This window comes from Vibrio sp. 10N.247.311.12 (assembly GCF_041467515.1).
Taxonomy (GTDB): domain Bacteria; phylum Pseudomonadota; class Gammaproteobacteria; order Enterobacterales; family Vibrionaceae; genus Vibrio; species Vibrio crassostreae_C.
On record NZ_JBFSUV010000066.1, the window covers coordinates 1 to 24801 of the forward strand.

Consider the following 24801-nt stretch of genomic DNA (forward strand, 5'->3'; position numbering starts at 1 on the left):
GATTATCTGCTAACTGCAGGATCGTTCAAGTCTTCTTAAACGATCGGCATTAGACAATCATGTCGGCGTTTTTGTTTGAGAATACAACTTCCAAGATACAACCTTCATAGCCTGAACTGCGGTTTACTCACATATTGGGGAGTTTTCTGCATTTTGCCGGAACTATATGGAAAATTTCTGCTTTTCGTCATGTTTGATACAAAGATAAGTAGGTAAGATGATGTTATTAAATGAGTTATTAGACTAAGTGCAGCGAGTCTTGGAAACTAGACAGAATTGTTTCAGGGACAAAATGCAGAATTATTCTGTCTAATATAGCTGTTAGTTGCTTCGAGGAAATAGGTTAATCATGATTCTTTATAAATATATGTCATTTCAGTCTGCTTCGAAGGTAATGAAGAATAGCTCAATAGGCTTTTCTTGTTTAGAAGACCTTAATGATCCATTTGAAGGAACAGCTATCTGTTTTGAAGAATCAGATACATTGAGTCGTAAGCCACAGAAAAATCCACACCGCGAGCGCCTAAGTCGTAATTATGGGGTGTTGTCTCTTACGCGCAACCCGTTAAATCCTCTGATGTGGTCACATTATGGTGATGACCATAGAGGTGTCGTTATTGGCATTGATATGAGTAAGGCCAATTTGCTAGATGAAAGCTCATGTGTAATTCCTGCCCAATATGGTGAGATAGTTTACACATCAACCATGCCACAAAATATGCTCCCGACCTCAAGTGCTGAGTCACTAATGTCTGTAGGTACAGAATATAAGTGTTTCAGACATCATAATTACGATCTGTTTAAGAACGCATTTCTCATGAAAGATCTAACATGGGGGTACGAAGAGGAGGTGAGAGTTGTAAAAAGTATTAATGGCTCTCAGAAATCTCGTTACTCAGCATGTGAGTTTGTGAATGAAGCAGGAAAATGGAGTCAATTAACAATTATGGGGCGTCCACTGTATTGCTTATCAATTCCCAAAGAATCAATAGTTGAAGCATATTTAGGTTGCTCTACCTACAGCAATGTTACCCGTTTGGGTATGAGTGAAGATGATTACTTTAATATCCGCAAAGCTTGGCAATCAAGTGGTGTAAATGTTCAATTAGTACGTCGCAAGGAAGGCACTTGGAACTTAGAAGTTTCTGACCACAAAATTTAGAACGCAACTAACAAACGTTTAAGAATCAACCCAACCAAAGAGGGCGCCAATAACGGCGCCCTTTGTATTAGTTGGCAACGCTGTAAGTGTCGTAGTCGCGCAGTAAGAAGAGTGCGACACAGGCTGCGAGCATTGGCCAAGAGGCGAAGAATAGAAGGTTATTGAACGGGTCCATGTATTTTCCAAAAGAGGCGAAAGTTGAGCCTGCATGCAAGACCAAAATGGCTCCGTAGGTGTACTTTTTCCACATGCCTACAACGAATGCGCCTAAAAATCCGAGCTGCGCGACACCCAGAGCCATCATCGCATTGTTCGAGATGTCGATGCCGTAAAAGCCAGACAGTACTTTTGTCGCGTGCTCAGGGACAAGGATCTTATCCAAGCCCCAGAATAAGAAGACGATAAAAATGCCGATTCTCAGCAGTAGTAGGCTAGTCGCCAGTTTGGTTTGAAGTGTCTTTTCCATGATATCCCTTGTGATGCATTCAATGATGCGATGATTTAAATGTTCATCAAAGGAGACCCATAGCCTTCGCATTTTCTTTCGTTGTTTTTTAGTGCCTTATGTAACAAGGAATGTCTGATTAACCTTTGCTTATATAATATGTCATTTTTTTGATGTGGTATCATTCACGCAGTTAACTGTTAATGGATATATAACGTGAAAAAATACCTACTATTATCGCTTTCGGTTTTAATTTTGGCTGGTTGTGGAGCCCCTCGTTACACTGGGAGCGCGATTCCAGAACCTACGACTGAAGTTGATGTTGTTATCGTTAAAGACGCTGAAACACGTGAAGGGTTTTTAAATACTATGGAAACGTGGCTGCAAGATAACGATTATACCTACACCGTCGTACCTGATAAGTCGAAGCACGATCTTGATAAGCTGACATTGGAGTATGAAGGCCATTGGAGCTGGGACTTAGCGTTGTTCTTAAAGCAAGCGGAGATCAATGCTTATCAGAACGGACAAAGAGTAGGTGAAGTAGAATTTAAAGTCCCATACACGGCTAACCCAAACAAATTTGGTAATGCAGCTAAGCGTATTGGTTTTATGATGGATACGGTATTTGGTAAGAAAACTGCTGAAGAAGCAACGAAAGCAGCTAATTCATCAGATTCAAAAGCGACGAACTAGTCTAATTAGTTTACTAACTTATACCTTTGTTCGCTTTCTATTTTTCTTTAAGCTCTGCTCGAATAGACGAATAGACGAATAGACGAATAGACGAATAGACGAATAGACGAATAGACGAAGATGTGAAGCCGTCGCTTTAAAGCTGCGGCTTCGCATCTTTTCATATTAATTAAAACTCTTGTCTGAAGTAATTTTTGCTAAACCAGCAATCAACTTCCAAAGCGTGTAGATCGCGGCAACAAGAAGAACAACATAGCCAATAACAAAAACGGCTGTTAGAGCGCCAATGATAGTAAGCACAATCGAAACAAAGAATGTTTTGGTGATGTTGTCGTAGTGATCCGCAAAGACAGTCCCTTGAGCATCGGACTTTTTAACGATGCCCCAAATACCACCTGCAAGAAAACTAATACCAGTAAAGAAGCCTAATAGCATTAACGCATACGCGATGATGGCATGAGTTTTTGCATTTTTGTCCTTCTCTGAGAGCCCCGTATTAATTACTTCAGTATTTTCCATGTGATTGATTCCTAGGTTAATTTAATCACGCACATGATACGGTATTATCTTGTTGATGGTCACGAATTAGTTGCTTGTTGCATATGTTACATGCTGCGTTGTGATGTGTTTGGTATTGTGTGTAGAGTGTATGTCTCACTGGGTCTTTGTTGATAAAAAAGACATTAACGAAAAGATTGATTGGAACAAAAATCACGCTGATAGCATGCTAGCGATTACGAGTAGTCATAAAACCAACCAAAACACGCGTCGATAATTTAAGTCACAAATATGGTAAAAGCCTGCCTGGGTGTAAGAGTGGGGAAACGTACCGTAAGCTAAAGTGACGCGTTGTACTAAGCATTATTCTGAACTGTATCTTCAGCGCTTATCCCATCGAACCTGTTTAAAGCTGCTCACATTTTGGTGTTGAAAAGGATGATTCCTCAACGTTATCGGACTCAAAATGCTGCTGCCTGAGTAAGCTGACAGTCAGGTTTATCGGCATCGGCTTATAAAAATAGAAGCCTTGGATATAGTCGACACCGAGCTTAGATAAGATTTTCACTTGGGATTCATACTCGACACCTTCGACGATGACTTGCATGCCTAAGGAGCGTGATAGTTGAAGCATGGACTCTAGCAAAGGGAGACCAAAGCTGGATTCGTCGGATATGTTTTTCACAAACACGCGATCGATTTTGAGAATGCTGAACGGGAACTGTCTTACGAAATCTAACCCTGCGTAGCCTGTACCAAAATCATCAATCGCGACTCTGACGCCCCTGTTCGATAGCTTGGTTAGGTTGTCTCTAATTTTGACCATGTCGGCATCAGAACATTCACCATATTCGGTTACTTCAAAAACCACCTGCTTGAGGATCTCAGGGTGTCTTTTAAAGATGCTGATCACTTTGTTAGAGAAGTTACTGTTAGACACTACGTTGCGGCTGATGTTGACGCTGATGTACTTTGAGTCGAACACATCTTGATTGCTTTTCAACGTCATTAATACTTTGCGCAGCACGAAGTAGGTGAGCTCCTCAATTAAGCCTAAGCTTTCAGCAAGCGGAATGAAAATAGCCGGGGAGACGTTACCTTCAATTGGGTCGTTCCATCGTAATAGTGACTCACAGCCGACGATCTCATTGGTGTTTTGGTTAACGATAGGCTGCATGTGAACATGAAGGTGTTGGTTTTTTAGCGCACTTGAAAGCGAATATTCTAAGCTGCGTTGGCTCTGCTTTTTATGCTTGATGGAAAGGAGAATAATGGTGGTGATTCCGGCCATCAAAAAGCCAAACCATAAATAACTCAACATGAAGTGAAGATAAAACTGATACCCAATGTATGAGGTGATGGTCAATGGGTAGGTGTTTGATTGTATCCGCACCTTGGCGATTGATGAGTCAATATCGGTAGGGTGGATATCTCTTTTGATCACTTCAACTTTAGCCTGTATTCCATGGTTGCTCAGGTTTGATTCAACAAGGTCATAGATGAAGTGTGGCGGAATCATCAGGCTCACTCCGGCATCTTCTTTGTTCGAGAAAATGAGCATGATGGACTGAACTTGTGTGATGGCCGAGTTGGAATACGACAGGGTCGCTAAATTCGGGTCGTCATTGAGCCGCTGCCTGATGGTGCTGTATAGGCGAAATGAAACGTCACCATCGGTGGTTGAACAGTAAAATCGGTTCTCTTTATTGAATACCGCTGCTTCTTTTACCCAATCGGCTTCAAAAACGTTTTGTCGAAGCTGTCTAACGATCGCGTCGCATGACTGTTCAGGTCTAACTTCAGATAAAAAACGGTCGAACCTTGATTGGATCCCTTCTAACCTGGTTTCGACTAACCTTGATGTGTCTTCGGTTAATGTTTGGTAGTGATGCGGTGTAAAAGGAATGAGCATTGCCATGGAAAAAAAGAAAGAAATGGCAAAGTAAAATGAAGTCTTGGCAATGTTTTGGTACTTGATATCCATAGTTGGAGAAGCGTTACCGATTTATGTGAGCATTCGATTTAATTTATAAAGTTAACGATTACGTAGCAATATAAATAATTAATATTGTGAATGCAGGCACAAATTATTGATATAAATAATATGTTTTCTAGTTTTACCAGCAAAATCTGAGCGTTATCTCATTTATTTGAGTTGGCGAGGCGTCATTTTTGATGATTTATGCGGATAATAAATGCTTATATCCTGATAAATTTTATTGTTATTTGCTCTGGCTGAATGAGCTAAATATTGAGCCACGTTTAAATAAATAAAGTCACGACACGATTCGTTTTGGTGGTGGCAGCATAAAGGATGATTATGACAAAACTGATATCGGCACTCATAGCGGTGTGCTTCTCATTCTCTGCGTTGGCCTACGAAGGTGTTGTTGATTGCGAGAATGCGATGAATACCATCGAGATCAATCACTGTGCGGCAATTGAGTTGGAATCTGCACAAGCGGAACTGGATAAATACCTTGCAGCCAGCTTTGAGCACAATGCTTATGATGCTGAGCTGGTGGCGTCAATTAAGAAGGCTCAGGAGAGCTGGCAGGCGTACATGACAGCACATTGTGATTCTGTGTACACCCAATGGCGTGAAGGTTCTATTCGAGGGGGTATGGCGCTTTCCTGCAAGATGACGTTAACCAAGCAGCGCACGCATGAGGTGTGGGTGAATTTCTTAACCTATATGGACAGCACGCCTCCCGTTTTACCAGAGCCTTAATTAGCGCCGTAGGCAGGTTTAAAATACGTACAGGACTGTGCACCTGCTTCAACCTTTGGCGGGCGAATAAGAAAGCGATAGGGGATTGGCCTACTCTGTCGTTCTTAGTTCTTAGTCTCCAGCTTGAAGCATTACAGCTTTAAGTATTACCTAGTAAGGAATCGATTTTGAATAATGTCAGTATCACGCTTATTCAGCTTGAAGTTGAATACAAAAACAAACAAAAGAATATAGATTCGGTCTCTGATCTTTTGCAAGCGGAGCCGTCAGTTGGCGATATTACTTTACTGCCTGAACTGTTCACTACTGGGTATATTTTTAATGAGGCTGAAGAAATTCATGAATTGGCTGAAGACTTCGCCGACAGCAGTACTATTGATTCATTAACGCAGCTTGCAGCGAAGCATCACACCTTGATTGTTGCTGGTATTGCCGAGAAAGATAGCGGCCAATATTACAACAGCGTCGTGGTTGTGGATGCTTCCGGTTTACGACACAAATATAGAAAAATCAGTCAAACCAAATTCGATAAGCAGTATTTCTCGAGAGGGGAGGAACGCCTCTCGTTTGAGCACAAAGGCTTAAAGTTTGGTGTCGCGATTTGCTTTGATATTTGGTTCCCGGAGATCATGAGAGGGTATCAGTCGGTCGACGTTATTCTTCACCCTGCCAACTTCGGTGGGCATCATAGTTTTGCCATTGCTCAAGCGAGAGCCTTGGAGGAAGGGTGTCACATGGTTACTTGTAATCGCGTCGGGCAAGATGTGGTTAATGCGTTTACCGCGACTTATTGTGGTGGAAGCCGAGCCTACTCACCCAAAGGGGAGTTAGTGACTAAACTTAACGACAAGCAATCGGTAGAAACCGTGAGTATTCAAGATCCCTCGATTGCGCCACAATACAATGGCATTGATGTTGAAGATGAGATGCGGCAAATCACCTCTCTCTTAAACCGCTAAACCGTTAGACCGTTAGACCGTTAAATCGCTAGAACAGAGACTAGCTCGATATAAGATCGAAAAACGCAAGGTGATTAAGCCTTGCGTTTTAGTTTGGGAACGAAGCGTTCTTAAGCTTGATCGTTCATTTGATTCAGATGCTCGACTGAATGAGCATTTTTCATCCGCTGAGCTTGATGGATATTGACCATAAGGCGATTGAGCAGTTTTTGCAGTCGTTCAATATCCGGCAATTGTTGATTTTTTGCTTCGACTTCTAGCTCCAGTGCTTGCTTAGAAAGCATGTTAAGACCTAAGTTCAGCGACATGCCTTTAATGGAGTGCAGAGTACGACAAAGTGGCTCTAATTCTTTCGCTAAATAGTATTCAATGACGCGATCTACTGACTGTTCGAACTCAATAATGGTTGAGTCGATGAGTAAGCTGAACCCTTCCGTGTCATCTTTCAGTATTTGTATCACTTCTGAATGGCTGATCTCTTCTTCCGTTAACCTTAACGTTTCAATAGGCTTACGATGAAGCTCGACAATGTTTTCATTCTCACTCGAACCTTCGGCTGCGGTTTGTTTCGGTAATCGACTTGAGAACTGTTGTAGGGCGTCGAAGAAACTCTCTTGCTGCAGAGGCTTGGTCAGAATATGGTCGACACCCGCCTGAATAAAGTTGTCATGCGCCTCACGGAATACATCGGCCGTGTAAGCGAATATCAAGGTATCGAGTTTCAGTTTTTCACGAATGTAATTTGTTGTCTCGACCCCGTTCATTTCAGGCATATGATTGTCCATCAAGATAAGGTCATATTGAGTGGTTTTGAGGCGTTCAATCGCCAATTTCCCGTTCTCCGCATGCTCAACATGATGGCCGAGTTTTTCACAGAAGCCTTGTGCAACAATGGCATTAATACGGTTATCTTCCACCAACAGGATGCTTAACGAGTCAAAGCTGAGAGTTTCTGAATCGACTGTATGGGTCGCGATGTCTTTCGCTTTGCTTTCTTGCCATGTGATAGGCAGAGAGACTTGGAATTTTGTGCCAAGCCCGACAGCACTGGTTAATGTGATTTCTCCGTTCATGAGGTTGACTAGGTTCTTGACGATTGCGAGACCAAGCCCTGTTCCGCCATACTTTCTTGTTGTCGAAGTGTCGGCTTGTTCGAATGAATTGAATACCTGTTCGTGCTTATCTTTCGGGATACCAACCCCGGTGTCTGTCACCGTGAGGATCAGCTGGTTGTTGGGGCGGTTGAGGTCAGCTTGAATGGACACATGACCTTCTTTGGTGAATTTGGTCGCATTGCCGCCCAAGTTGAACATGATTTGGCGTAGCCTTGCACAGTCTCCGACGAGTTGGATGTTTTTCGGTATGTTATTTTCGATCAACAGGCGAATGCCTTTTTCATCGGCTAAGGGTTTTAGAGCGCTGCATACCGGCTGCATGACTTGAACAAAATTAAAGGGTGCCACATCTAGCTCAAGCTTGTTTTCTTCGACTTTTGAGAAGTCCAGAATATCGTTGAGTATCGTCATCAAGTGGTGACCAGAATCGAGAATGATGTTGATGTTCTCTTTTGTTTCGGGTTCTTGGGTCTGGCTTGCAATGATTTGAGATATTCCAAGAACCCCGTTCATTGGTGTTCTGATCTCGTGGCTCATGGTAGACAGAAAATCGCCTTTGGCTTTAACAGCGGCTTCTGCTTTGGTTCGTTCTGCTATTAGCTCCTGATTTTTCGCTCGCATTTCATTGTCGTTTTTTACCAGGTTTGTTGCCATTGTTTGAAAGCTATGGCTGAGGTGAGCTACTTCGTCTTGAGCGTTAATGTTTGAGGAAAGTTTGAGGGTCGATGCCCCTTCTTTTAAATGGCCAGCAGCAACTTGGTTTGCGGCTGCGAGCAGTATGTCTATTCTTCTTTTTATGCGGCTTGAAGACCAAGCGGCTACAACCAGCGAAATGAATACTGAAAACAGGGTACCGACAACCAGTACGTAAGTGGTTTGGTTGGCGGAGTTAACGGACTTATCGACTCTGACTCTGATAATTTGCTGTTCAATATCGATAAATTGAGCGATCTCTTTACGGATCTTATCGATCAGTTGTTTTCCGGTCTGTTGTTGAGTGAGGTAGACGACACTTTGCATGTCCGCTTCACCTTTATTGACGAGGTTGCGTTGCATGATCTCTTTTTCGCCCGACTCCTTTAGCCATGTCTTATGAATATCATCGATTCGTTTGAGGCGTTCAACTTGATGGGGGGTGTCACTCACTTGAGTTGATAGGCTTTGCATTTTTTGACGCCAAACATCCAGTGCCAGATGATAGGGCTCTAAAAATACGGGATCGCCAGTGATTAGGTAGCCGCGTTGTCCGGTTTCCATATCCACGATTAGGTTGAGTAGCTCTTGAGCTCGGGCTATGGCTTTTTGAGTGTGAACAACCCAATGGTTATCTTTCACAATAGATTGGGTGTTTTCATACACAGAGAAAGAGACGATGACCATCAAAGTGATAGGAATTAAAAAGCTGACTAATAGCTTTTTTTGTAGGGATATATTGTCAAACCAACCCGCGATCATACAACTACGCTCTCCATGCCGTTGTTATTTAATATTAGTGTAGATGAATTAGTCGTTAATTGCGTGAATAGTTGCTGAGTGCGCAAGTGCATATTTTAGCGTGTAAGTTTCGCATATTAACGGCATTTTAAGAGCGAGTAAGCGGCGTTATTATGTTTCAAAGACAAAAAAGCTAGCTCATAAGCTAGCTTTCAACGGTGTGGTGAGTGTGGCGAGTATTAAAGTGCTTTTACACTGCTTCGTTCAACAAGAGTAGGTTCAAGTTCAACGACTTGTGGATAAGCATCTGGAGTTTGTAGCCTGCTCAAAAGCGTATCCACTGCTGCTTTACCTAAACGATGTTTTGGCTGGTGGACTGTGCTTAACGCGGGTGTCATGTACTTCGACAGGTGGATGTCATCGTAGCCAATAATAGACAGATCATTAGGAATCGATGTGCCATCTTGCGCCGCAGCGTGAATCACGCCCATCGCCATCATATCGTTACTGACGAACAAGGCAGATGGCATTTCGCCACGAGTTTTCAGTGTCTGATAAGAGTCAAAACCACCGTCACATTCAAAGTTTGATTCAACAATCCACTTAGGGTTGATCTCTAAATTTGCTTCTTCCATTGCTTGCTTGAAGCCTTGATAACGAGACGAAGCTTGATTGCGGTGCAGTGGGCCAGTGATACAACCAATTTGAGAATGACCGTTATCTATCAAGTGCTTAGTTGCCATGTAGCCACCTTGGTGCGAGTTGTCTTGGATCTTATCGCTCGCAAACAACATAGGGCCCCAGTCCATGACTACAACAGGCAGTTCTGGGTAGCGCTCGAACACATCGATATGTTGACCTTCAAGCGTTGAACACATCAGCATCAAGCCATCGACACGCTTTTGCAGCAAGGTATCGATAGAGGACTTCATGCGTTCGCTATCGCCTTCGGTGTTACACAAGATAAGGTTGTAGCCTTTTTCGTAGCAACGACGTTCCACACCTTTCACCACTTCGCCAAAGAATGGATTGGTAGATGTGGTCACTAGCATTCCCAAGGTTTTGGTTTGTTTCATTTTCAAGCTGCGAGCCAATGCAGAAGGCGCATAGTTGAGTTCTTTAGCCGCACTGTTAACACGCTCAGCAATCTCTTCACTGACAAAGCGTGATTTGTTGATCACGTGGCTCACGGTAGAAGTCGAAACCTTTGCGAGCCGTGCGATGTCTTTCATTGTTGCCATAAAAAATCCTTGTGGGAATAACCTTCCACGTTGGGCGATATTCTGCCTGAAAACAGGGGCTTATGCTTGTTATTTGTTGTTAACGAATTTGAAGGCTAACATCCGTTAACCACGGTTTAGCTCAGGAGTTAAGCCTTCAAATAGGTATCAAACTAAGCAGACAGTCGCTCTGCCAAGAACGCATCAGTTTCAGCACGGCTTGGAATCGACGTTTGAGCACCAAAGCGTGTCACAGAGATAGCAGCTGCAGCATGAGCAAATTTAATCGCACGCTCAAGTGGCATATCTTCAAGCAAGCCTGTCACCAACGCGCCGTTAAAGGTGTCACCTGCGGCAGTTGTATCTGTTGCTTCAACACGGAAACCTGCGATTAATTCACCTTCGCTGGCTTCATTGCCTTGACCGCGATGACTCACCCACACGCCTTTCGCGCCTAGCGTGATCATTACCGTTTCTATGCCTTTAGCATGCAGAGCCAACGCAGCCTGATGAGCAGACGCGTTGTCCGTCACGGTAATGCCTGTCAGCACTTCTGCTTCAGTTTCGTTCGGTGTAATCACGTCAACACAAGCAAGCAGTGAATCCGATAATGGACGAGCAGGAGCCGGGTTTAGAATGACTTGCGTGCCACTCTCTTTTGCTACTTTCGCAGCGTACTCAATACCTTCAATTGGCGTTTCAAGTTGAGTTAGCAGGTATTTGGCTCCGCGAATCTTCTCTAAATGTGGTTCGATTTGGTCGCAAGTCAGCTTGTCATTAGCTTCCGCAGAAAGACAAATGCTGTTTTCGCCGGTTGCTGATACTTGGATCATCGCAATGCCAGTCGGCGTGTTGTCCGCAACGATCACACTGTCGATGTTGATACCATCTTTAGCAAAATCTTGACGAATGTTGACGCCAAATGGGTCGTCACCAACACAGGCGATGAAGCCAATGTCTGCGTTTAATCTTGCTGCCGCTACGGCTTGGTTTGCGCCTTTGCCGCCAGGAATGACCTGATAGTTACCGCCAATCAAGGTTTCACCCGGACGAGGGAACGAAGGAACTTGCAGTACGTGGTCAGCGTTAACGCTACCTAAAACAATCAGTTGAGTCATGATACGAGCCTTATGATATATCGTATTTGAAAATGCATGGGTCTTTCTCATGGTGTTAAGTGCGCTCTCTTTTGTGAGCGGAATGAGAAACAGCGATGCACTGTCGGGGTTTGCTTTTGTTTGAGTCAGCGAGCCAATCAAAGCAGGGAGATAGGGAACTCCCTGCTTTATATCGCGTTACCTAGTAACGATTACTTAGCGATGATTTTTAGAGGTACTGGTACGTACTCGTCTACTGTTTCGCCTTTCAGTACTTTGTCTGCCATTTCGATACCTAGAGAACCGATTAGGTCAGGTTGTTGTGCAACTGTAGCACCAAGTAGACCACGGTTAACTGCTGCGATGCCGTCGTCTGTGCCATCAAAGCCAACAATCATTACTTCTTTACCTGAAGCTTGAACGGCGCGAAGTGCACCTAGTGCCATTTCATCGTTCTGCGCGAATACTGCTTGTACATCTGGGTTAGCTGCAAGCAAGTTTTCCATTACGTTCAGACCTTTAGTACGGTCGAAATCAGCAGGTTGGCTTGCAAGAAGCTCAAGGTCGCTGCCGTTTACTGCATTCATGAAGCCTTCACCACGTTCACGAGCTGCAGAAGTACCAGCAATACCTTCAAGTTGGATTACTTTCGCTTTTTCGCCCACTTTTTCCATGATGAAGTGACCTGCCATTTCACCACCGATTACGTTATCAGAAGCGATGTGGCTTACTACGTCACCACGGCTTGCACCACGGTCTAGTGTTAGTACTGGGATGTTTGAACGGTTAGCCATGCGAATTGCGTTAGACACGGCGTCTGAATCTGTTGGGTTGATCAGGATTGCCTTAACACCACGAATGGTTAGATCTTCAATGTTCGACAGCTCTTTGCTTGGGTCGTTTTGAGAATCCAGAACGATAAGCTTGTAGCCTAGCTCTTCAGCTTTCGCTTCTGCGCCATCTTTCATGGTTACAAAGAATGGGTTGTTCAATGTAGACAGAACGATTGCCATTGTATCTTGCGCCTGTGCAGACACAGATACTGTTGTAGAAAGAAGAGCAGCAGAAATAAGAGTCGCTAATTTTTTCATGGTGTAAGTCCTTTGTGTAGGGGGAGCTAAGAGGTGAGTCCTAGCTCGTTGTTACATTATTTATAGATTCTAATATTTTAAGGTAAAACAGGGTGTTACTTGTATTAACCTAGAGTGTGAATAGGTTTTATTTGTTTTTGTTGTCGACCAATACTGCCAGAAGAATAACCACTGCTTTTGCAATCATCTGGTAGTAAGAAGATACGTCTAGTAGGTTTAGGGCGTTGTTTAGGAAGCCGATAATCAGAGCACCAATCAATGTGCCCATGATACGGCCACGACCGCCAGCTAAGCTTGTCCCGCCAAGAACTACGGCTGCGATAGCGTCTAGCTCATAACCCATACCTGCGGTTGGTTGAGCAGATGACAAACGCGATGCCACGATGATGCCTGCCACTGCAGCTAGCAGACCACAGATTGCGTAAACACCGATTTTTACTTTGTCTACGTCGATGCCTGATAGGCGAGTTGCTGATTCGTTGCCACCCAGTGCGTAAACGTAGCGACCAAAGCGTGTGTGGTTAAGTAGGTACCATACCGCTGCGAATACCACGACCATGATCCATACTGGAACTGGGATGCCCATTGCATAGCCTGTACCGAACCAAGCGAATGCGTCTGCTGTGTCTGTAAAGCCAGTCGAGATAGGACGACCGTCGGTGTAAACCATGGTCACGCCGCGCAATAGAGTCATGGTTACAAGCGTTGCGATGAAGGCTTGAACCTTACCCTTGGCGATAATCACACCACTGATAGCACCTAATGCTGCACCAGCTACTAGAGCGGTTGGCACGGCGATCATCACTGGGATTTCCATGCCAATCATGCTGGCTGCGAATGCACCACAAAGTGCCAGTACAGAGCCAACACTCAAGTCGATACCCGCGGTTAAGATAACCAGCGTCATACCTACAGCGATAATTGCGTTAACCGAGGTTTGGCGCAGAATGTTCAGGATGTTGTCGACAGTAAAGAAGTTCGGGTTTAAGAAAGAAACGACAACAATCAGGAAGAGCAAAGCAATCAATGACTTTTGATCAATCAGCCACTCTTTGCTGATTAACGGTTTTTTCTTTGGAGCTTCAGTTGTTTTGCTCATGGTTTTAGTACTCATGCTGCGTCCTCGTTGATCTTTTTACCGACCGCACACGCCAGTAATAATTCTTGGTTTGCTTCTTTAGCATCAAATTCACCGCTTACACGGCCTTCATGCATCACCATGATGCGGTCACTCATTCCTAACACTTCTGGCATTTCAGATGAGACTAAAATGATGCTCATGCCGTCGGCTTTAAATTTATTAATGAGTTGGTAAATCTCTTTCTTAGCACCGACATCGACACCGCGCGTTGGCTCGTCGAGAATCAGTACTTTTGGTTTGGTCATCAAGCCCTTAGCGATAGCCACTTTCTGTTGGTTACCACCAGAAAGGTTGCCAATAATCTGTTCGCGCGTCGGGGTTTTGATGTTGAATAGCTTGATGAAGTCATCTACTGCAATCACTTCGTCTTTATGTTGGATTTGACCGCTCTTTGTTAGTAGGTCAAGTGAACATAACGACATGTTTTCTTTAACAGAAAGCCCTAGAACTAAGCCATCGCCTTTACGGTCTTCAGAGATGTAAGCAATGCCATTGGCCAAGCCGTCTTTCGGGCTTACAGGGTTGATGGTTTTGTTTTCTAGGTTGATGACGCCGCGTTCACTTGGAAGGGCACCGTAAATCACTTTCATCAGTTCAGTTCGGCCAGCACCCATTAGGCCAGATACACCCAGGATTTCACCGCGTTTTAGCGTAAAGCTCACATCGTGAACACCAGAACCCGTCAGGCCAATCACTTCAAGACAAGTTTCACCATGGCTCTGGCCGATACGTGGATATTGTTCGTCTAACTTACGACCAACCATCATTTCGATTAGGCCATCTTCGTCGGTGTCTTTTACTTCACACTGACCAATGAACTTACCGTCACGCAGCACGGTGATGTCATCACAAATCTCGAAGATCTCTTTCAAACGGTGAGAGATGTAAACAATGCCACAGCCTTCATCGCGCAATTCGTTAATCACCTTAAACAGAGATTCAGTTTCGGTATCGGTTAGCGCATCGGTTGGTTCATCCATGATGATGACTTTAGATTCAAACGATAGGGCTTTCGCAATCTCTACCATTTGCTGCTCACCAAGGCTCAACTGACCTAGAGGCGTTTTCGAGCTGTGTTTCACGTTAAGGCGTTTAAGTAGCTTGTCTGCTTCTTGGTACATCTCGTTCCACAAGATACGACCCATGGTGCCCGTGATTTCACGACCTAAGAAGATGTTCTCGGCGATGGTCAATTCAGGGATTAGATTCAGCTCTTGGTGAATGATGCTAATGCCTGCTTGTTGAGAATCACGTGGCCCTTTAAATGCAGCAGGTTTTCCTTGGTAGGCAATAGTGCCGCCGTCCAAGTGGTAGATGCCTGTCAGCACTTTCATAAGCGTTGATTTACCCGCACCGTTTTCACCCATTAACGCCATTACGCGTCCTGGATAAACGTTGAGGCTTGCCTTATCCAGTGCTTTCACACCAGGGAAGGCTTTCTCAATTGAGCTAAGTTCTAAAATGGCTTGAGTCATGTCGGTTCCTTTACTCGGGGCCAGTTGTATTTGATTGTTCTGTCTATGTATTGTTTTGGTTCAGTGATGTCACTGAGCTGTCGTTGCGTTTTGCTTGAGCTAAAAGGTTACGCCAGCTTGGAAAATAACATTTGCGTATGGTGTGCACTCACCGGTGCGAATTACCGCGCGGCTTTCATGCGTACGCTGTTTGAATTCTTCATGAGTGATGTAAGTAATAGAAAGCGATTTGCCACAACGCGCTTCTTCTGTCTTGATTAAATCAATCAGCGCAGCGTGGTGCTCTGGGCTTACTTTCGCAAACTCTTCTGCAATCACAACACCTTCGATTTGAGATTCATCCAGCATGGTTTTTACCGTTTGCTGAAAGCTTGGGACACCGTGAGTTAAAGCAAGATCAATACGAGTTACGTGGTCTGGAATTGGTAAGCCCGCGTCACAAATCGTGATTTCATCTGTGTGGCCAAGAGTCGCCACTAGGTAAGAGAGTTCAGAGTTTATTAGAGTACTTTTTTTCATATCACGACCTATCGAAAAATAACGCTTGATGGGTTGAGAACAACTCAAGAAAAGCCATCGAAACGTTTCGATAGTGATAATAGTGTCTGATTTATCATTTGCACGTTTGATTGTTTTAGAGTGTGATAATGATCATCGAAACGTTTCGATGGGGCGTTTTTTGGTGATCTTAGTCACCGCCATTGATTGCATAAATCCTTTTACGTGGGTTCAATCGATAGCGCATATCCGAACTTACTAATGGTAATGATCTGGACGTTGGATGCTCTTAATCGCGCGAACACATTGCGTAGGTTATAGACTACGTTTGCAAGAACATGTGGTGACGAGATTTGTCCGTCCCAACACACATCAACAATATGCTCTCTTGAAATCGGTCTTCCCACATTTTCCAATAACAAGCAGAGCACTGCTAATAGGCGAGGGCGCAAAGTGATTTTGTTTCCTTGCTGGTTGGTAATCGTTCGAGCGTCGATATCAATGATTAAGCCGTTGAAGTCTATTGTGTGGTTCATCGTGTTTTCTGTTCGTCTTATTCTAAATTGTGGAGATTGAGCAAATTGGCCTGCTGTTGGAGCGGGTAATTATTTAAGTGTGCTAATGGTCGAAGTGGGCGGGTTAACTGACACGATCAGTGAGCCTATTACTTTTAAAGCCGAAGACAATACTTACCGATTAATTGCTGGTTACAAATTTAACCGCATTGTTTCGGTTGAAGCTCAATACACAGATTTTGGTGATATCGCCCTGAAAACGAAATCTGGTAATAAGGTTTTCACTTGGACACCTCAAATCTTTTCGGTAACGGCGAACCTCGGTTACACGTTTGATAATGGCATTCGTCCATTTGGCACTATCGGTCTGTCGACTATTGATCTAGACATGAAGCTTGCTGATGGCTCTCGCCCTTCAGGAGATGGTTTTGATGATTCGGGAGATGGCATCCGTATGGGTGTTGGTGTTGGATATACGCCACCTACAATGTCTTCGTTGAGCTTTCGCTTAGCGTACGAAGCCGATGCTTTTGATCTCGAAAATTACGAAAACGGACACAAGACAGAAGATACTGTTGTTCTGGATTCTTTCTACTTAGGCGCAATGTACACATTCTAAGTTTCATACTTTGCTAAACGGTAAATCGGTTTCTAAATGGGGCGTCGGTTAGCTCAACCCGTTTAGCTAAAGTGGAAGGCCGCAGTTTTTGACTGCGGCTTTTTTATGTTTAACTCTAGGCTTCACGAATATGAGCGGTAACAGACACGATGGCATGGTCCGTACTGAATTGGTCGTGTTCAAAGCTTGGATTGGTGAGGTGATGGTCTAACACTGTGTAGCTAGAGATCTCCATCAAACTAGACGAGTTCTGACAATCAAACTCGTTCGACATCAAAATGTAGTCCAGTACAGACCCAGATGCGCCGTAGTAATGGGTTGGCTTACGCTGTTCAAGCAAATCTTCTTCATGTAGCTGATGGTAAAGATCCCAGCTGTCTTTCAAGCGAAAGTGGGATAGCCAATGCTTGCTGTTTTCGTCTCGGTTGATTGAGTAATTCAACAGCCCTTTAAACTCATCATTAAACAGTGGCTTATTAAAGTCACCCATCAACACAACAGGTTGCTCGGTTTGGTAGCGTTGGTTGGTGATGTATTGATGCAGCATCTGAGCTTCTAGACCGCGTTGGACACTTGATAGCCAAGAGCCAAGCTGTTCTTGGTGAAAACGAGTGAGCGTGTCACTTTGTGGTTTTGCACCTTGCTGAGTGTTGTCCGCATCGACAGATTCTGCTTTTGGCTCTGTCGGACGTTGTGATTTGAAGTGCACCACATAACAGTCGGTTGAACCTAAATGGGGTAACGTAATCGTCGCGTGAACAGGCGTTCTGTTGAATGAGAATTTGTCGTCAAGGTTGAATGCTTTCAGTAACGTCGAATCTGGCGTAACAGGCTGCACGTTTTCAATCGGGTAACGGGAAGCGATCCCAACGACTGGTGAGGTGTATAGGTAATCATCTTCAACGTTGGCGCTATCGACCACTGCAAAGTATGGATAACCTAGCTCGTTCATCAATAGCTCTAAAGATTGCGGGCTAAATATCTCTTGGAAGCCAATCACATCGCAATCTAATGAGCGAATCGCTTCAGCCATCCAATGTTGCTTCTTCTGCCATTCTTCGAAGCTGTAGATGTTCTCAAAATCATAATAAGCATTCGGTGGCTCGAGATAGTTCAGAAGGTTGAACGTTGCGAATGTTATTTGGTTTGGTTTGTTCAAAGTGTCATTCCATTTAGACCTAGGCTGCAAGGATACTCCAGTAAAAGTATAGTTTGTTGATTATTTAGAGCCTAAATTTCACTTTAGAAGCCAACCAAAGGAATCTTAGCCGTTGAGGCTTGTGTCATTCAGGCTAGAGCAATCTTAGTGCTTCTGCCTTCCCCCGTGCTTTCCAACGCCACCAAGCTAATCAACTCAATCAAAGGAACCAAAGCAATCAAAGCTCACTGCATCCAATAACTTCGAGCGGTGACGAGTAATTTGTAAATAAACCGTCAGAGATAGAGTGCTGATGGTTTTATTAGTTATTACATGATGTTAGATTTGAACCTATACTTGATTTAACGGCATGCATTCAAAGCCGATAAATCAACTTGAATATAGAATTCATGACATTTGAAGGGAGAGTCAAATGGGAACAGTTTTTCGACGCAAAGCCTCGCAACGCACTCAGTTTTTCAGGTTTAATTTGAAGTCATGTGCAATCATGTTGCCGCTTATTGCTTTACAACCCTCCGTTACTTACGCTTCTGAAACCCAATCAACTCCTGCTGTCACCGTTATTGAAACCACACAACTGGTTGGTTTTGGTGAAGCAAAATATCCAGCCGATTTCACTCACTTCGATTACGTTAATCCTGATGCGCCAAAGCAGGGCAAAGTGACCTATGGCAGCATAGGTACGTACGATAGCTTTAATCGATTCGGTTCCCGCGGCGTTGCTGCAAGTTATACCGGAGAGATTTACGATACCTTGATGTTTTCTCCGAGTGACGAGATTGATGCGTACTATCCATTGATCGCTTCAAAGGTTCGCTACTCCAGTGATTTCACTTGGATGGAAATCGACATCAACCCAAATGCTAAATTCCAAGATGGCGAGCCTATCACTGCGCATGATGTTGCCTTTACTTTTGACAAGTTCTCAACCGAGGGCGTGCCTCAGTATCGTGTGTATTACAAAGAGATTAAGTCAGTAAAAGCGGTCTCTGATTTGGTTGTTCGTATTGAAATGAACATTCCAAACCGCGAAAAACTGTTTAGCTTCGCGCAAAGCACTCGTGTATTGCCGAAACATTTCTGGAAAGACAGAAAGCTGTCTGAGCCTCTAAGTGAGCCACCAGTCGGTAGTGGTCCTTATAAGATCATCAGCTACAAATCAGGCCAAAGTGTTACCTATGGTCTAGATGAAAACTACTGGGCAGCAGACCTACCAGTTAACGTTGGCCGCAATAACTTCAAGCAGGTGCAATACGATTACTACCGTGACGACACGGTAATGTTGGAAGCGTTCAAAGCAGGGGAGTTCGATCTTCGAACCGAGAATTCGGCTAAGTTCTGGGCTAACTCTTATACGGGCGCGAACTTCGATAAAGGCTACATCATTAAAGAAGAGATTAACCACGAGAAGCCTGAAACGACTCAAGGTTTCGTCTTTAATATCCAATCTCCTGTGTTCTCTGATCCTAAAGTGCGTGAAGCGTTAACCTACGCGATGGACTTTGAGTGGATGAACAAGAACATGTTCTATGGTCAGTACAAGCGTACTCGTAGCTACTTCCAAAATACCAACTACGAAGCGAAAGGCTTACCAAGCGAAGCTGAAGTCGAGTTGTTGTCTCAATACAAAGATCAGATTCCACCGCGAGTTTTCACCGAAGAATTCCAACCACCCGTCACCGATGGTAGCGGTCGTATTCGTAGCCAAATGCGTACCGCTTTCAAATTGTTGAAAGAAGCGGGTTGGGTGCTGAAAGACAAAGTCATGACCAACGAAAAGACTGGCAAGCCGATGTCATTTGAGTTGTTGATTTACAGCCCAACCACGGAACGTATCGCAACGCCGGTTCAAAAGAACCTGAAACGCATGGGTATCGAGATGAAGATCCGTACCATTGATACGACTCAGTATATCAAGCGTCTTCGTGATCGTGACTTCGACATGGTGTCGTCTTCATTTTCCGCAAACCCTTATCCTAGCCCGAACTTAATGATTGTTTGGAACTCTAACTACATTGATTCTACTTACAATACTGCAGGTGTAATGGATCCAGTGGTTGACGCATTAACAGAAGAAATTGCGCGTAACCAACAGCATCCTGAAAAACTTCTTACGCTTGGTCGTTCGCTAGACCGTGTATTGCAGTGGAATTTCTACAACATCCCGCAATGGCACGTCGGTGAATACCGCGTAGCAATGTGGGATAAGTTTGAGCGTCCAGATGTATTGCCTAAATACGATTTAGGTATCGATACATGGTGGATTTCAGAAGAGAAGGCGGCTTTGCTTCCTGAAAAACGTCGCTAGGAGTTAGTTAGCATGGCCGCGTATATATTTCGACGTTTATTGTTGGTGATCCCCACGCTGTGGGCGATCATCACCATCAACTTTTTCATCATCCAGATAGCGCCTGGAGGCCCGGTAGAGCAAGCTGTTGCTCAATTAGAAGGGCATAACTCTGGCATTATGGAGCGTTTTTCTGGTGGTGGACAAGAAGTTGATTTAAGTGAAAGTGATCAAGCGTCTGCCAGTGGCTATAAAGGCTCACGCGGGCTTGATCCTGAAGTGGTTGAAGAGATCAAAAAGCAGTTTGGGTTTGATAAACCGATTCACGTTCGCTACTTCGATATGTTGAAAAACTACGCGACCTTTAACTTTGGTGAAAGCCTGTTTAAGGGTGGTAACGTGATTGATTTAATCATCGAGCGTTTACCTGTCTCCATTTCTTTAGGGTTGTGGAGTACGTTAATCATCTACGTGATCTCGATACCCTTGGGCATCATGAAGGCGATACATCACGGTTCTCGGTTTGATATTTGGTCGAGTGCGGTGGTGATTGTTGGCTATGCCGTTCCGGGCTTCTTGTTTGCGATTATCCTGATTATTTTGTTCGCGAGTGGTAACTACTTCAGTTGGTTCCCATTGCGTGGGCTCGTGTCGAGTAACTTCGACCAGCTCAACTGGTATCAGCAAATTGGCGACTATTTCTGGCACTTAGCTTTGCCCATTTTTGCTATGGTCATCGGCGGCTTTGCCACGCTCAGCATGCTGACCAAAAACTCCTTCCTTGATGAAATCAATAAGCAATATGTAGTGACCGCTCGAGCAAAAGGTTTGGACGAGAGCAGCATTCTCTACAAGCACGTTTTCCGTAACGCGATGTTGATCATTATTGCTGGTTTCCCGAGTGCATTTATTAGTATTTTCTTCACGGGTTCTATGTTGATTGAAGTGATGTTTTCACTCGAAGGAATTGGTCTGCTTGGCTTTGAATCAACCATTCAACGTGACTATCCCGTGGTGTTCAGCTCTCTCTATATCATGACCTTGCTTGGCTTGGTGCTGAGCATTATCTCCGACCTGACGTATACCTGGGTTGATCCTCGAATTGATTTTGAAGCGCGTTAATGGCGAACGAATAACAAGGTATTGATAATAAATGTTTAACAACCCTTTAGCTGAAGCTCGTTGGTTACGTTTTAAAGCAAACAAGCGTGGTTTTATCTCCCTTTGGATATTTACCATCTTGTTTGGCTTGAGCCTGTTCGCTGAGATCATTGCCAATGATAAACCACTCTTGGTTTCTTATGATAATCAGTGGTTTGTGCCTGTTATCAATGAATATGCCGAGACGGAGTTTGGTGGTGAGTTTGAAACCGAGGCCGACTACAAAGACCCGTATGTTATCGAGCTCATTGAAGACAACGGTTACATCGTGTGGCCAATCATTCCGTTTAGCTACGACACAATAAACTTCGATATTTCAGGTGCGGTGCCATCGGAGCCCGATTCGGTGAACTGGTTAGGGACTGATGATAAGGGGCGAGATGTATTAGCTCGTATCATTTATGGCTTCCGTATTTCCGTTCTATTTGGTTTTATTCTGACCATTGTATCGAGCGTGATTGGTGTCGTGGTTGGCGCAACACAAGGCTACTACGGTGGCTGGGTTGATCTATTCGGACAACGCTTCATTGAAGTCTGGTCTGGTATGCCGACCCTGTTCTTGCTGATTATTTTGTCGAGTTTTATTGAGCCGAATTTCTGGTGGTTGCTCGGGATTATGGTGTTGTTTAGTTGGATGAGTTTAGTAGGCATCGTGCGAGCGGAATTTTTACGCTGCCGAAACTTCGATTATGTGCGAGCCGCGCAAGCCATGGGTGTTGATGACAAACGTATTATGCTTCGTCACATGTTACCTAACGCGATGGTTGCATCGTTAACCATGATGCCGTTTATTCTTTCAGGCTCGGTGACCACACTGACTTCGTTAGACTTCTTGGGCTTTGGTCTTCCTGCGGGTTCGCCTTCGTTAGGCGAGCTTCTGGCGCAAGGTAAAGCTAACTTACAAGCGCCTTGGCTTGGCATTTCTGCCTTCGTCGTGCTTTCACTGATGCTTACGTTACTGGTCTTCGTTGGTGAAGCGGTGCGTGATGCTTTCGACCCGCATCAACAGAAGTAAGGATAGGTTATGACTTTAAATACAACGCCTGCTTCTCCGGTTTTGACCATAGATAAACTGTCTGTCGGTTTCGGGCGAAAAAACTCGATAGAGCAAGTGACACAAGATGTCTCTTTAGAAATATACAAAGGTGAGACATTAGCGCTGGTGGGTGAGAGTGGTTCCGGAAAATCGGTCACGGCTAACTCGATTTTAAAGCTGTTACCAAAAGGCTCGTCTCATTACTTAAACGGTAAGATCAATTTCTCTGGCACCGATATTCTGAGTTGTTCTGAAAGACAGCTACGTGGGATTCGTGGTGGTCGTATTGGAATGATCTTCCAAGAGCCTATGGTTTCCCTAAATCCGCTTCATCGAATTGGAAAACAGCTTGTTGAAACCTTAGCAATTCATCGTGGTATGCGAACCAACAAAGCACAAGCCTTGGCGATAGAGTGGCTTTCAAAGGTTGGCATTCGCTATCCTGAGCAAAAGATTTCAGCCTATCCGCACGAGCTATCTGGTGGAGAACGCCAGCGCGTGATGATCGCGATGGCACTGATCAATGAACCAGAGCTGCTTATTGCTGATGAGCCGACAACGGCTTTGGATGTATCGGTGCAAGCGCAGATCCTCGACCTTCTAAAAGACCTGCAGCAAGAGCTGGGTATGGCAATGCTTTTCATTACTCATGACTTGAGTATCGTTCGTAAGATTGCCGACAGAGTTGCAGTAATGAAAGATGGTCGCTTGGTCGAAAGTAACGACTGTCATACCCTGTTTAACGCGCCTGCTCACCCTTACACTCAAAAACTTATTAACTCTGATCCGAAAGGTTTGCCCGTTCCTGTGTCACCCGAAAGCAAACCGCTACTCGATGTAAATCAACTTCGTGTTTGGTTCCCGATCACGGGCGGTTTATTCAAGCGCACCATTTCTCATGTTAAAGCTGTGACCGACATGGAGTTCACTTTGAAGAAAGGGCACTCAATCGGTTTGGTTGGCGAAAGTGGTTCTGGTAAATCGACGACCGGTATGGCGATACTTAAGCTGGTAGATAGTGAAGGGTCAATCACCTACTCGAGTGAACAGCTTCAAGGTTTAGATCGAAAACAGATGCTTCCGTTTAGAAGCCGTATGCAAGTAGTCTTTCAAGACCCGTTTTCTGCGCTAAACCCGAGAATGTCGGTCGCTCAGGTGATTGGCGAAGGTTTGTTAGTGCATCAACAATTGGATGAGCACGAACTCGACCAACGCATCTGTGACGTAATGAAAGAGGTTGACCTCGATCCTGAAACGCGTCACCGTTACCCAAATGAGTTTTCTGGCGGTCAAAGGCAGCGTATTGCGATTGCTCGTGCTTTGATTTTAAAGCCAGAGTTTATCCTGCTCGATGAACCAACATCGTCATTGGACAGAACCGTTCAAGCTCAAGTATTGGATTTGCTGAAGTCACTTCAAGAAAAGTATGGCCTGACCTATTTGTTTATCAGTCATGATCTGAATGTCGTGAAATCCTTGTGTCATTACACCATCGTCATGAAAGCTGGCGAGGTAATAGAGAAGGGCGACACTGAGACTTTGTTTGGTAATCCGCAGCATGAATATACTAAGCAGTTGGTGAGTCTTTCGAATGTTGGTGGTGTTTTATAACGCAGAGGGTTTGTTTAAAACAAATGGGCTCTGGTTGAATTCAACATGGTCATTTCGTTGTTTTAAGATTACACTGCGCCCAATATTTCAGAAGTACATATTTAGGTAGAGGTCACCATGGACCAAGAACATTACGAAGACGCTGACTACGAAGGCCAAGAGCTGGGCGAAGAAGGCGAAGAGATTGAAATTGAAGCAATTGGTATCGATGTTTCATCACAGCCAATCGAGCTCTACAAAGTGTTTAAAATAGCTAACCTAGTGAGTGGTGGCGGTGAAGCTAAGCACATCATCTCTGAAGGCTACGTAGCGGTAAATGGTGAGCTAGAAACCCGTAAGCGTCGTAAAATGTACGATGGCGACTTCTTTGAATTCAACCAAGAATACTATGTAGTGGTGTGTGATCAGCCAGTGCAAGAAGAATCAGAAAAGCCGAAAAAGAAAGAAGCGCTTAAAAAAGAGAACAAGGCGAAGAAAGGTCAGTCTAAAAAGGATTCTAAGAAGAAAGAATCTAAGAAAAGCAAAGCAGAAATGCTAAGCGCAAAGGCTGAACCAAAGAAAGAGAAAAAAGAGAAGAAACCGAAAAAGAAAGCGGACACGCCAAAGCCAACACGTGATGACAAAAGCGGCCGTAATTCGATTGAGTTCTTTTAAACTACAGTTCTAAACGACTGCTCTAAACTGCTTTTCTAAAACGAATCTTTTAAAACTATTCGTTTGAACATCAAGCAACGTTAGACCTATGTTTTACGTTACGCAGATATCAAAAGGCTCACTAGTTAGTGAGCCTTTTTTGTATTGTGCGCCGAGCATGGCGTTGATCTAGGAGGTGAAAGTCCTCTACGGGCTCA

At 44.2% G+C, this 24801-nt stretch carries 22 protein-coding genes; 10 read left to right on the plus strand and 12 right to left on the minus strand.

The window, feature by feature from the left end; all coding sequences use genetic code 11:
- Positions 1-349 precede the first annotated feature (349 nt).
- Positions 350-1162, plus strand: a complete 813-nt coding sequence (locus AB6E30_RS21190) for a DUF2971 domain-containing protein (protein WP_372105136.1) — start codon at positions 350-352, stop codon at positions 1160-1162.
- A 67-nt stretch (positions 1163-1229) separates the two neighbouring features.
- Here AB6E30_RS21190 and AB6E30_RS21195 read toward each other — a convergent pair whose 3' ends face one another.
- Positions 1230-1628, minus strand: coding sequence for a hypothetical protein (locus AB6E30_RS21195; protein WP_136974402.1), 399 nt, complete (start codon positions 1626-1628; stop codon positions 1230-1232).
- Between the two features lie 195 nt (positions 1629-1823).
- Here AB6E30_RS21195 and AB6E30_RS21200 point away from each other — a divergent pair, with 195 nt between their 5' ends.
- The gene (locus tag AB6E30_RS21200) at positions 1824-2303 is read left to right on the plus strand and encodes an Sbal_3080 family lipoprotein (RefSeq protein ID WP_017068825.1); all 480 of its coding nucleotides are present in this window, start codon (positions 1824-1826) and stop codon (positions 2301-2303) included.
- A gap of 165 nt (positions 2304-2468) precedes the next feature.
- Here AB6E30_RS21200 and AB6E30_RS21205 read toward each other — a convergent pair whose 3' ends face one another.
- Both AB6E30_RS21205 and AB6E30_RS21210 read right to left on the minus strand, forming a co-directional pair.
- Positions 2469-2822 carry a membrane protein gene (locus AB6E30_RS21205; RefSeq protein WP_017068500.1) on the minus strand — a complete coding sequence of 118 codons (354 nt, stop codon included), beginning with the start codon at positions 2820-2822 and terminating at the stop codon, positions 2469-2471.
- Between the two features lie 385 nt (positions 2823-3207).
- Entirely contained in the window at positions 3208-4785 is a 1578-nt protein-coding gene (locus tag AB6E30_RS21210) for an EAL domain-containing protein (RefSeq protein ID WP_372105138.1), read from the minus strand.
- Between the two features lie 336 nt (positions 4786-5121).
- Here AB6E30_RS21210 and AB6E30_RS21215 point away from each other — a divergent pair, with 336 nt between their 5' ends.
- Together AB6E30_RS21215 and AB6E30_RS21220 are read left to right on the plus strand one after the other, a co-directional pair.
- Positions 5122-5532: a lysozyme inhibitor LprI family protein gene (locus AB6E30_RS21215; RefSeq protein WP_372105140.1), complete on the plus strand. Its 411-nt coding sequence runs from the start codon at positions 5122-5124 to the stop codon at positions 5530-5532.
- Positions 5533-5699: 167 nt separating this feature from the next.
- On the plus strand, positions 5700-6491 hold the full coding sequence (locus AB6E30_RS21220) for a carbon-nitrogen hydrolase family protein (RefSeq protein WP_372105142.1): 792 nt from the start codon (positions 5700-5702) through the stop codon (positions 6489-6491).
- Between the two features lie 110 nt (positions 6492-6601).
- Here the strand turns inward: AB6E30_RS21220 and AB6E30_RS21225 are convergent, their stop codons facing one another.
- The 8 genes from AB6E30_RS21225 to AB6E30_RS21260 all read right to left on the minus strand — a co-directional run bounded on the left by AB6E30_RS21225 (position 6602) and on the right by AB6E30_RS21260 (position 16098).
- A complete protein-coding gene (locus AB6E30_RS21225) occupies positions 6602-9061 on the minus strand; it encodes a CHASE3 domain-containing protein (protein WP_372105144.1) in 2460 nt (819 codons plus the stop codon).
- 218 nt (positions 9062-9279) lie between these two features.
- Positions 9280-10281, minus strand: coding sequence for a substrate-binding domain-containing protein (locus tag AB6E30_RS21230; protein ID WP_137000962.1), 1002 nt, complete (start codon positions 10279-10281; stop codon positions 9280-9282).
- A gap of 152 nt (positions 10282-10433) precedes the next feature.
- Positions 10434-11378 (minus strand): ribokinase, encoded by a 945-nt coding sequence (rbsK, locus tag AB6E30_RS21235; protein WP_372105146.1) that lies wholly within the window; start codon positions 11376-11378, stop codon positions 10434-10436.
- Positions 11379-11569: 191 nt separating this feature from the next.
- The gene (gene rbsB / locus AB6E30_RS21240) at positions 11570-12448 is read right to left on the minus strand and encodes a ribose ABC transporter substrate-binding protein RbsB (protein WP_017060856.1); all 879 of its coding nucleotides are present in this window, start codon (positions 12446-12448) and stop codon (positions 11570-11572) included.
- A 127-nt stretch (positions 12449-12575) separates the two neighbouring features.
- The gene (rbsC, locus tag AB6E30_RS21245; protein ID WP_017068492.1) at positions 12576-13562 is read right to left on the minus strand and encodes a ribose ABC transporter permease; all 987 of its coding nucleotides are present in this window, start codon (positions 13560-13562) and stop codon (positions 12576-12578) included.
- A complete protein-coding gene (gene rbsA / locus AB6E30_RS21250; protein ID WP_009844906.1) occupies positions 13559-15064 on the minus strand; it encodes a ribose ABC transporter ATP-binding protein RbsA in 1506 nt (501 codons plus the stop codon). Before rbsA ends, rbsC begins: the two co-directional genes overlap by 4 nt.
- Before the next feature lie 99 nt (positions 15065-15163).
- Positions 15164-15583 (minus strand): D-ribose pyranase, encoded by a 420-nt coding sequence (gene rbsD, locus AB6E30_RS21255; protein WP_017060853.1) that lies wholly within the window; start codon positions 15581-15583, stop codon positions 15164-15166.
- A gap of 200 nt (positions 15584-15783) precedes the next feature.
- Entirely contained in the window at positions 15784-16098 is a 315-nt protein-coding gene (locus AB6E30_RS21260) for a transcriptional regulator (protein WP_372105148.1), read from the minus strand.
- An 85-nt stretch (positions 16099-16183) separates the two neighbouring features.
- Between AB6E30_RS21260 and AB6E30_RS21265 the strand changes: the two genes are divergently transcribed.
- Positions 16184-16696, plus strand: coding sequence for an outer membrane beta-barrel protein (locus AB6E30_RS21265; protein WP_372105150.1), 513 nt, complete (start codon positions 16184-16186; stop codon positions 16694-16696).
- Between the two features lie 115 nt (positions 16697-16811).
- Here the strand turns inward: AB6E30_RS21265 and AB6E30_RS21270 are convergent, their stop codons facing one another.
- A complete protein-coding gene (locus AB6E30_RS21270; protein ID WP_372105152.1) occupies positions 16812-17855 on the minus strand; it encodes an endonuclease/exonuclease/phosphatase family protein in 1044 nt (347 codons plus the stop codon).
- Between the two features lie 412 nt (positions 17856-18267).
- Between AB6E30_RS21270 and AB6E30_RS21275 the strand changes: the two genes are divergently transcribed.
- From AB6E30_RS21275 to AB6E30_RS21295, 5 genes are all read left to right on the plus strand, one after another.
- Positions 18268-20163 (plus strand): extracellular solute-binding protein, encoded by a 1896-nt coding sequence (locus AB6E30_RS21275; protein ID WP_372105154.1) that lies wholly within the window; start codon positions 18268-18270, stop codon positions 20161-20163.
- A gap of 12 nt (positions 20164-20175) precedes the next feature.
- The gene (locus AB6E30_RS21280) at positions 20176-21264 is read left to right on the plus strand and encodes a microcin C ABC transporter permease YejB (protein ID WP_004730359.1); all 1089 of its coding nucleotides are present in this window, start codon (positions 20176-20178) and stop codon (positions 21262-21264) included.
- Positions 21265-21295: 31 nt separating this feature from the next.
- Positions 21296-22318, plus strand: coding sequence for an ABC transporter permease (locus AB6E30_RS21285; RefSeq protein ID WP_017060847.1), 1023 nt, complete (start codon positions 21296-21298; stop codon positions 22316-22318).
- 9 nt (positions 22319-22327) lie between these two features.
- Complete coding sequence (yejF, locus tag AB6E30_RS21290; protein ID WP_372105156.1) at positions 22328-23950, plus strand: microcin C ABC transporter ATP-binding protein YejF; 1623 nt, start codon at positions 22328-22330, stop codon at positions 23948-23950.
- 117 nt (positions 23951-24067) lie between these two features.
- Positions 24068-24604, plus strand: coding sequence for an RNA-binding S4 domain-containing protein (locus AB6E30_RS21295; protein WP_136974998.1), 537 nt, complete (start codon positions 24068-24070; stop codon positions 24602-24604).
- The last annotated feature ends 197 nt before the right edge of the window (positions 24605-24801 follow it).

What these genes read in the sequence shown, in the direction of transcription:
- AB6E30_RS21190 (WP_372105136.1), top strand. Translation starts at nt 350, where the DNA reads ATGATTCTTTATAAATATATGTCATTTCAGTCTGCTTCGAAGGTAATG.
- AB6E30_RS21195 (WP_136974402.1), bottom strand. Translation starts at nt 1,628, where the DNA reads ATGGAAAAGACACTTCAAACCAAACTGGCGACTAGCCTACTACTGCTG.
- AB6E30_RS21205 (WP_017068500.1), bottom strand. Translation starts at nt 2,822, where the DNA reads ATGGAAAATACTGAAGTAATTAATACGGGGCTCTCAGAGAAGGACAAA.
- AB6E30_RS21210 (WP_372105138.1), bottom strand. Translation starts at nt 4,785, where the DNA reads ATGGATATCAAGTACCAAAACATTGCCAAGACTTCATTTTACTTTGCC.
- AB6E30_RS21215 (WP_372105140.1), top strand. Translation starts at nt 5,122, where the DNA reads ATGACAAAACTGATATCGGCACTCATAGCGGTGTGCTTCTCATTCTCT.
- AB6E30_RS21225 (WP_372105144.1), bottom strand. Translation starts at nt 9,061, where the DNA reads ATGATCGCGGGTTGGTTTGACAATATATCCCTACAAAAAAAGCTATTA.
- AB6E30_RS21230 (WP_137000962.1), bottom strand. Translation starts at nt 10,281, where the DNA reads ATGGCAACAATGAAAGACATCGCACGGCTCGCAAAGGTTTCGACTTCT.
- rbsK (WP_372105146.1), bottom strand. Translation starts at nt 11,378, where the DNA reads ATGACTCAACTGATTGTTTTAGGTAGCGTTAACGCTGACCACGTACTG.
- rbsB (WP_017060856.1), bottom strand. Translation starts at nt 12,448, where the DNA reads ATGAAAAAATTAGCGACTCTTATTTCTGCTGCTCTTCTTTCTACAACA.
- rbsC (WP_017068492.1), bottom strand. Translation starts at nt 13,562, where the DNA reads ATGAGTACTAAAACCATGAGCAAAACAACTGAAGCTCCAAAGAAAAAA.
- rbsA (WP_009844906.1), bottom strand. Translation starts at nt 15,064, where the DNA reads ATGACTCAAGCCATTTTAGAACTTAGCTCAATTGAGAAAGCCTTCCCT.
- rbsD (WP_017060853.1), bottom strand. Translation starts at nt 15,583, where the DNA reads ATGAAAAAAAGTACTCTAATAAACTCTGAACTCTCTTACCTAGTGGCG.
- AB6E30_RS21260 (WP_372105148.1), bottom strand. Translation starts at nt 16,098, where the DNA reads ATGAACCACACAATAGACTTCAACGGCTTAATCATTGATATCGACGCT.
- AB6E30_RS21265 (WP_372105150.1), top strand. Translation starts at nt 16,184, where the DNA reads ATGGTCGAAGTGGGCGGGTTAACTGACACGATCAGTGAGCCTATTACT.
- AB6E30_RS21275 (WP_372105154.1), top strand. Translation starts at nt 18,268, where the DNA reads ATGGGAACAGTTTTTCGACGCAAAGCCTCGCAACGCACTCAGTTTTTC.
- AB6E30_RS21280 (WP_004730359.1), top strand. Translation starts at nt 20,176, where the DNA reads ATGGCCGCGTATATATTTCGACGTTTATTGTTGGTGATCCCCACGCTG.
- AB6E30_RS21285 (WP_017060847.1), top strand. Translation starts at nt 21,296, where the DNA reads ATGTTTAACAACCCTTTAGCTGAAGCTCGTTGGTTACGTTTTAAAGCA.
- yejF (WP_372105156.1), top strand. Translation starts at nt 22,328, where the DNA reads ATGACTTTAAATACAACGCCTGCTTCTCCGGTTTTGACCATAGATAAA.
- AB6E30_RS21295 (WP_136974998.1), top strand. Translation starts at nt 24,068, where the DNA reads ATGGACCAAGAACATTACGAAGACGCTGACTACGAAGGCCAAGAGCTG.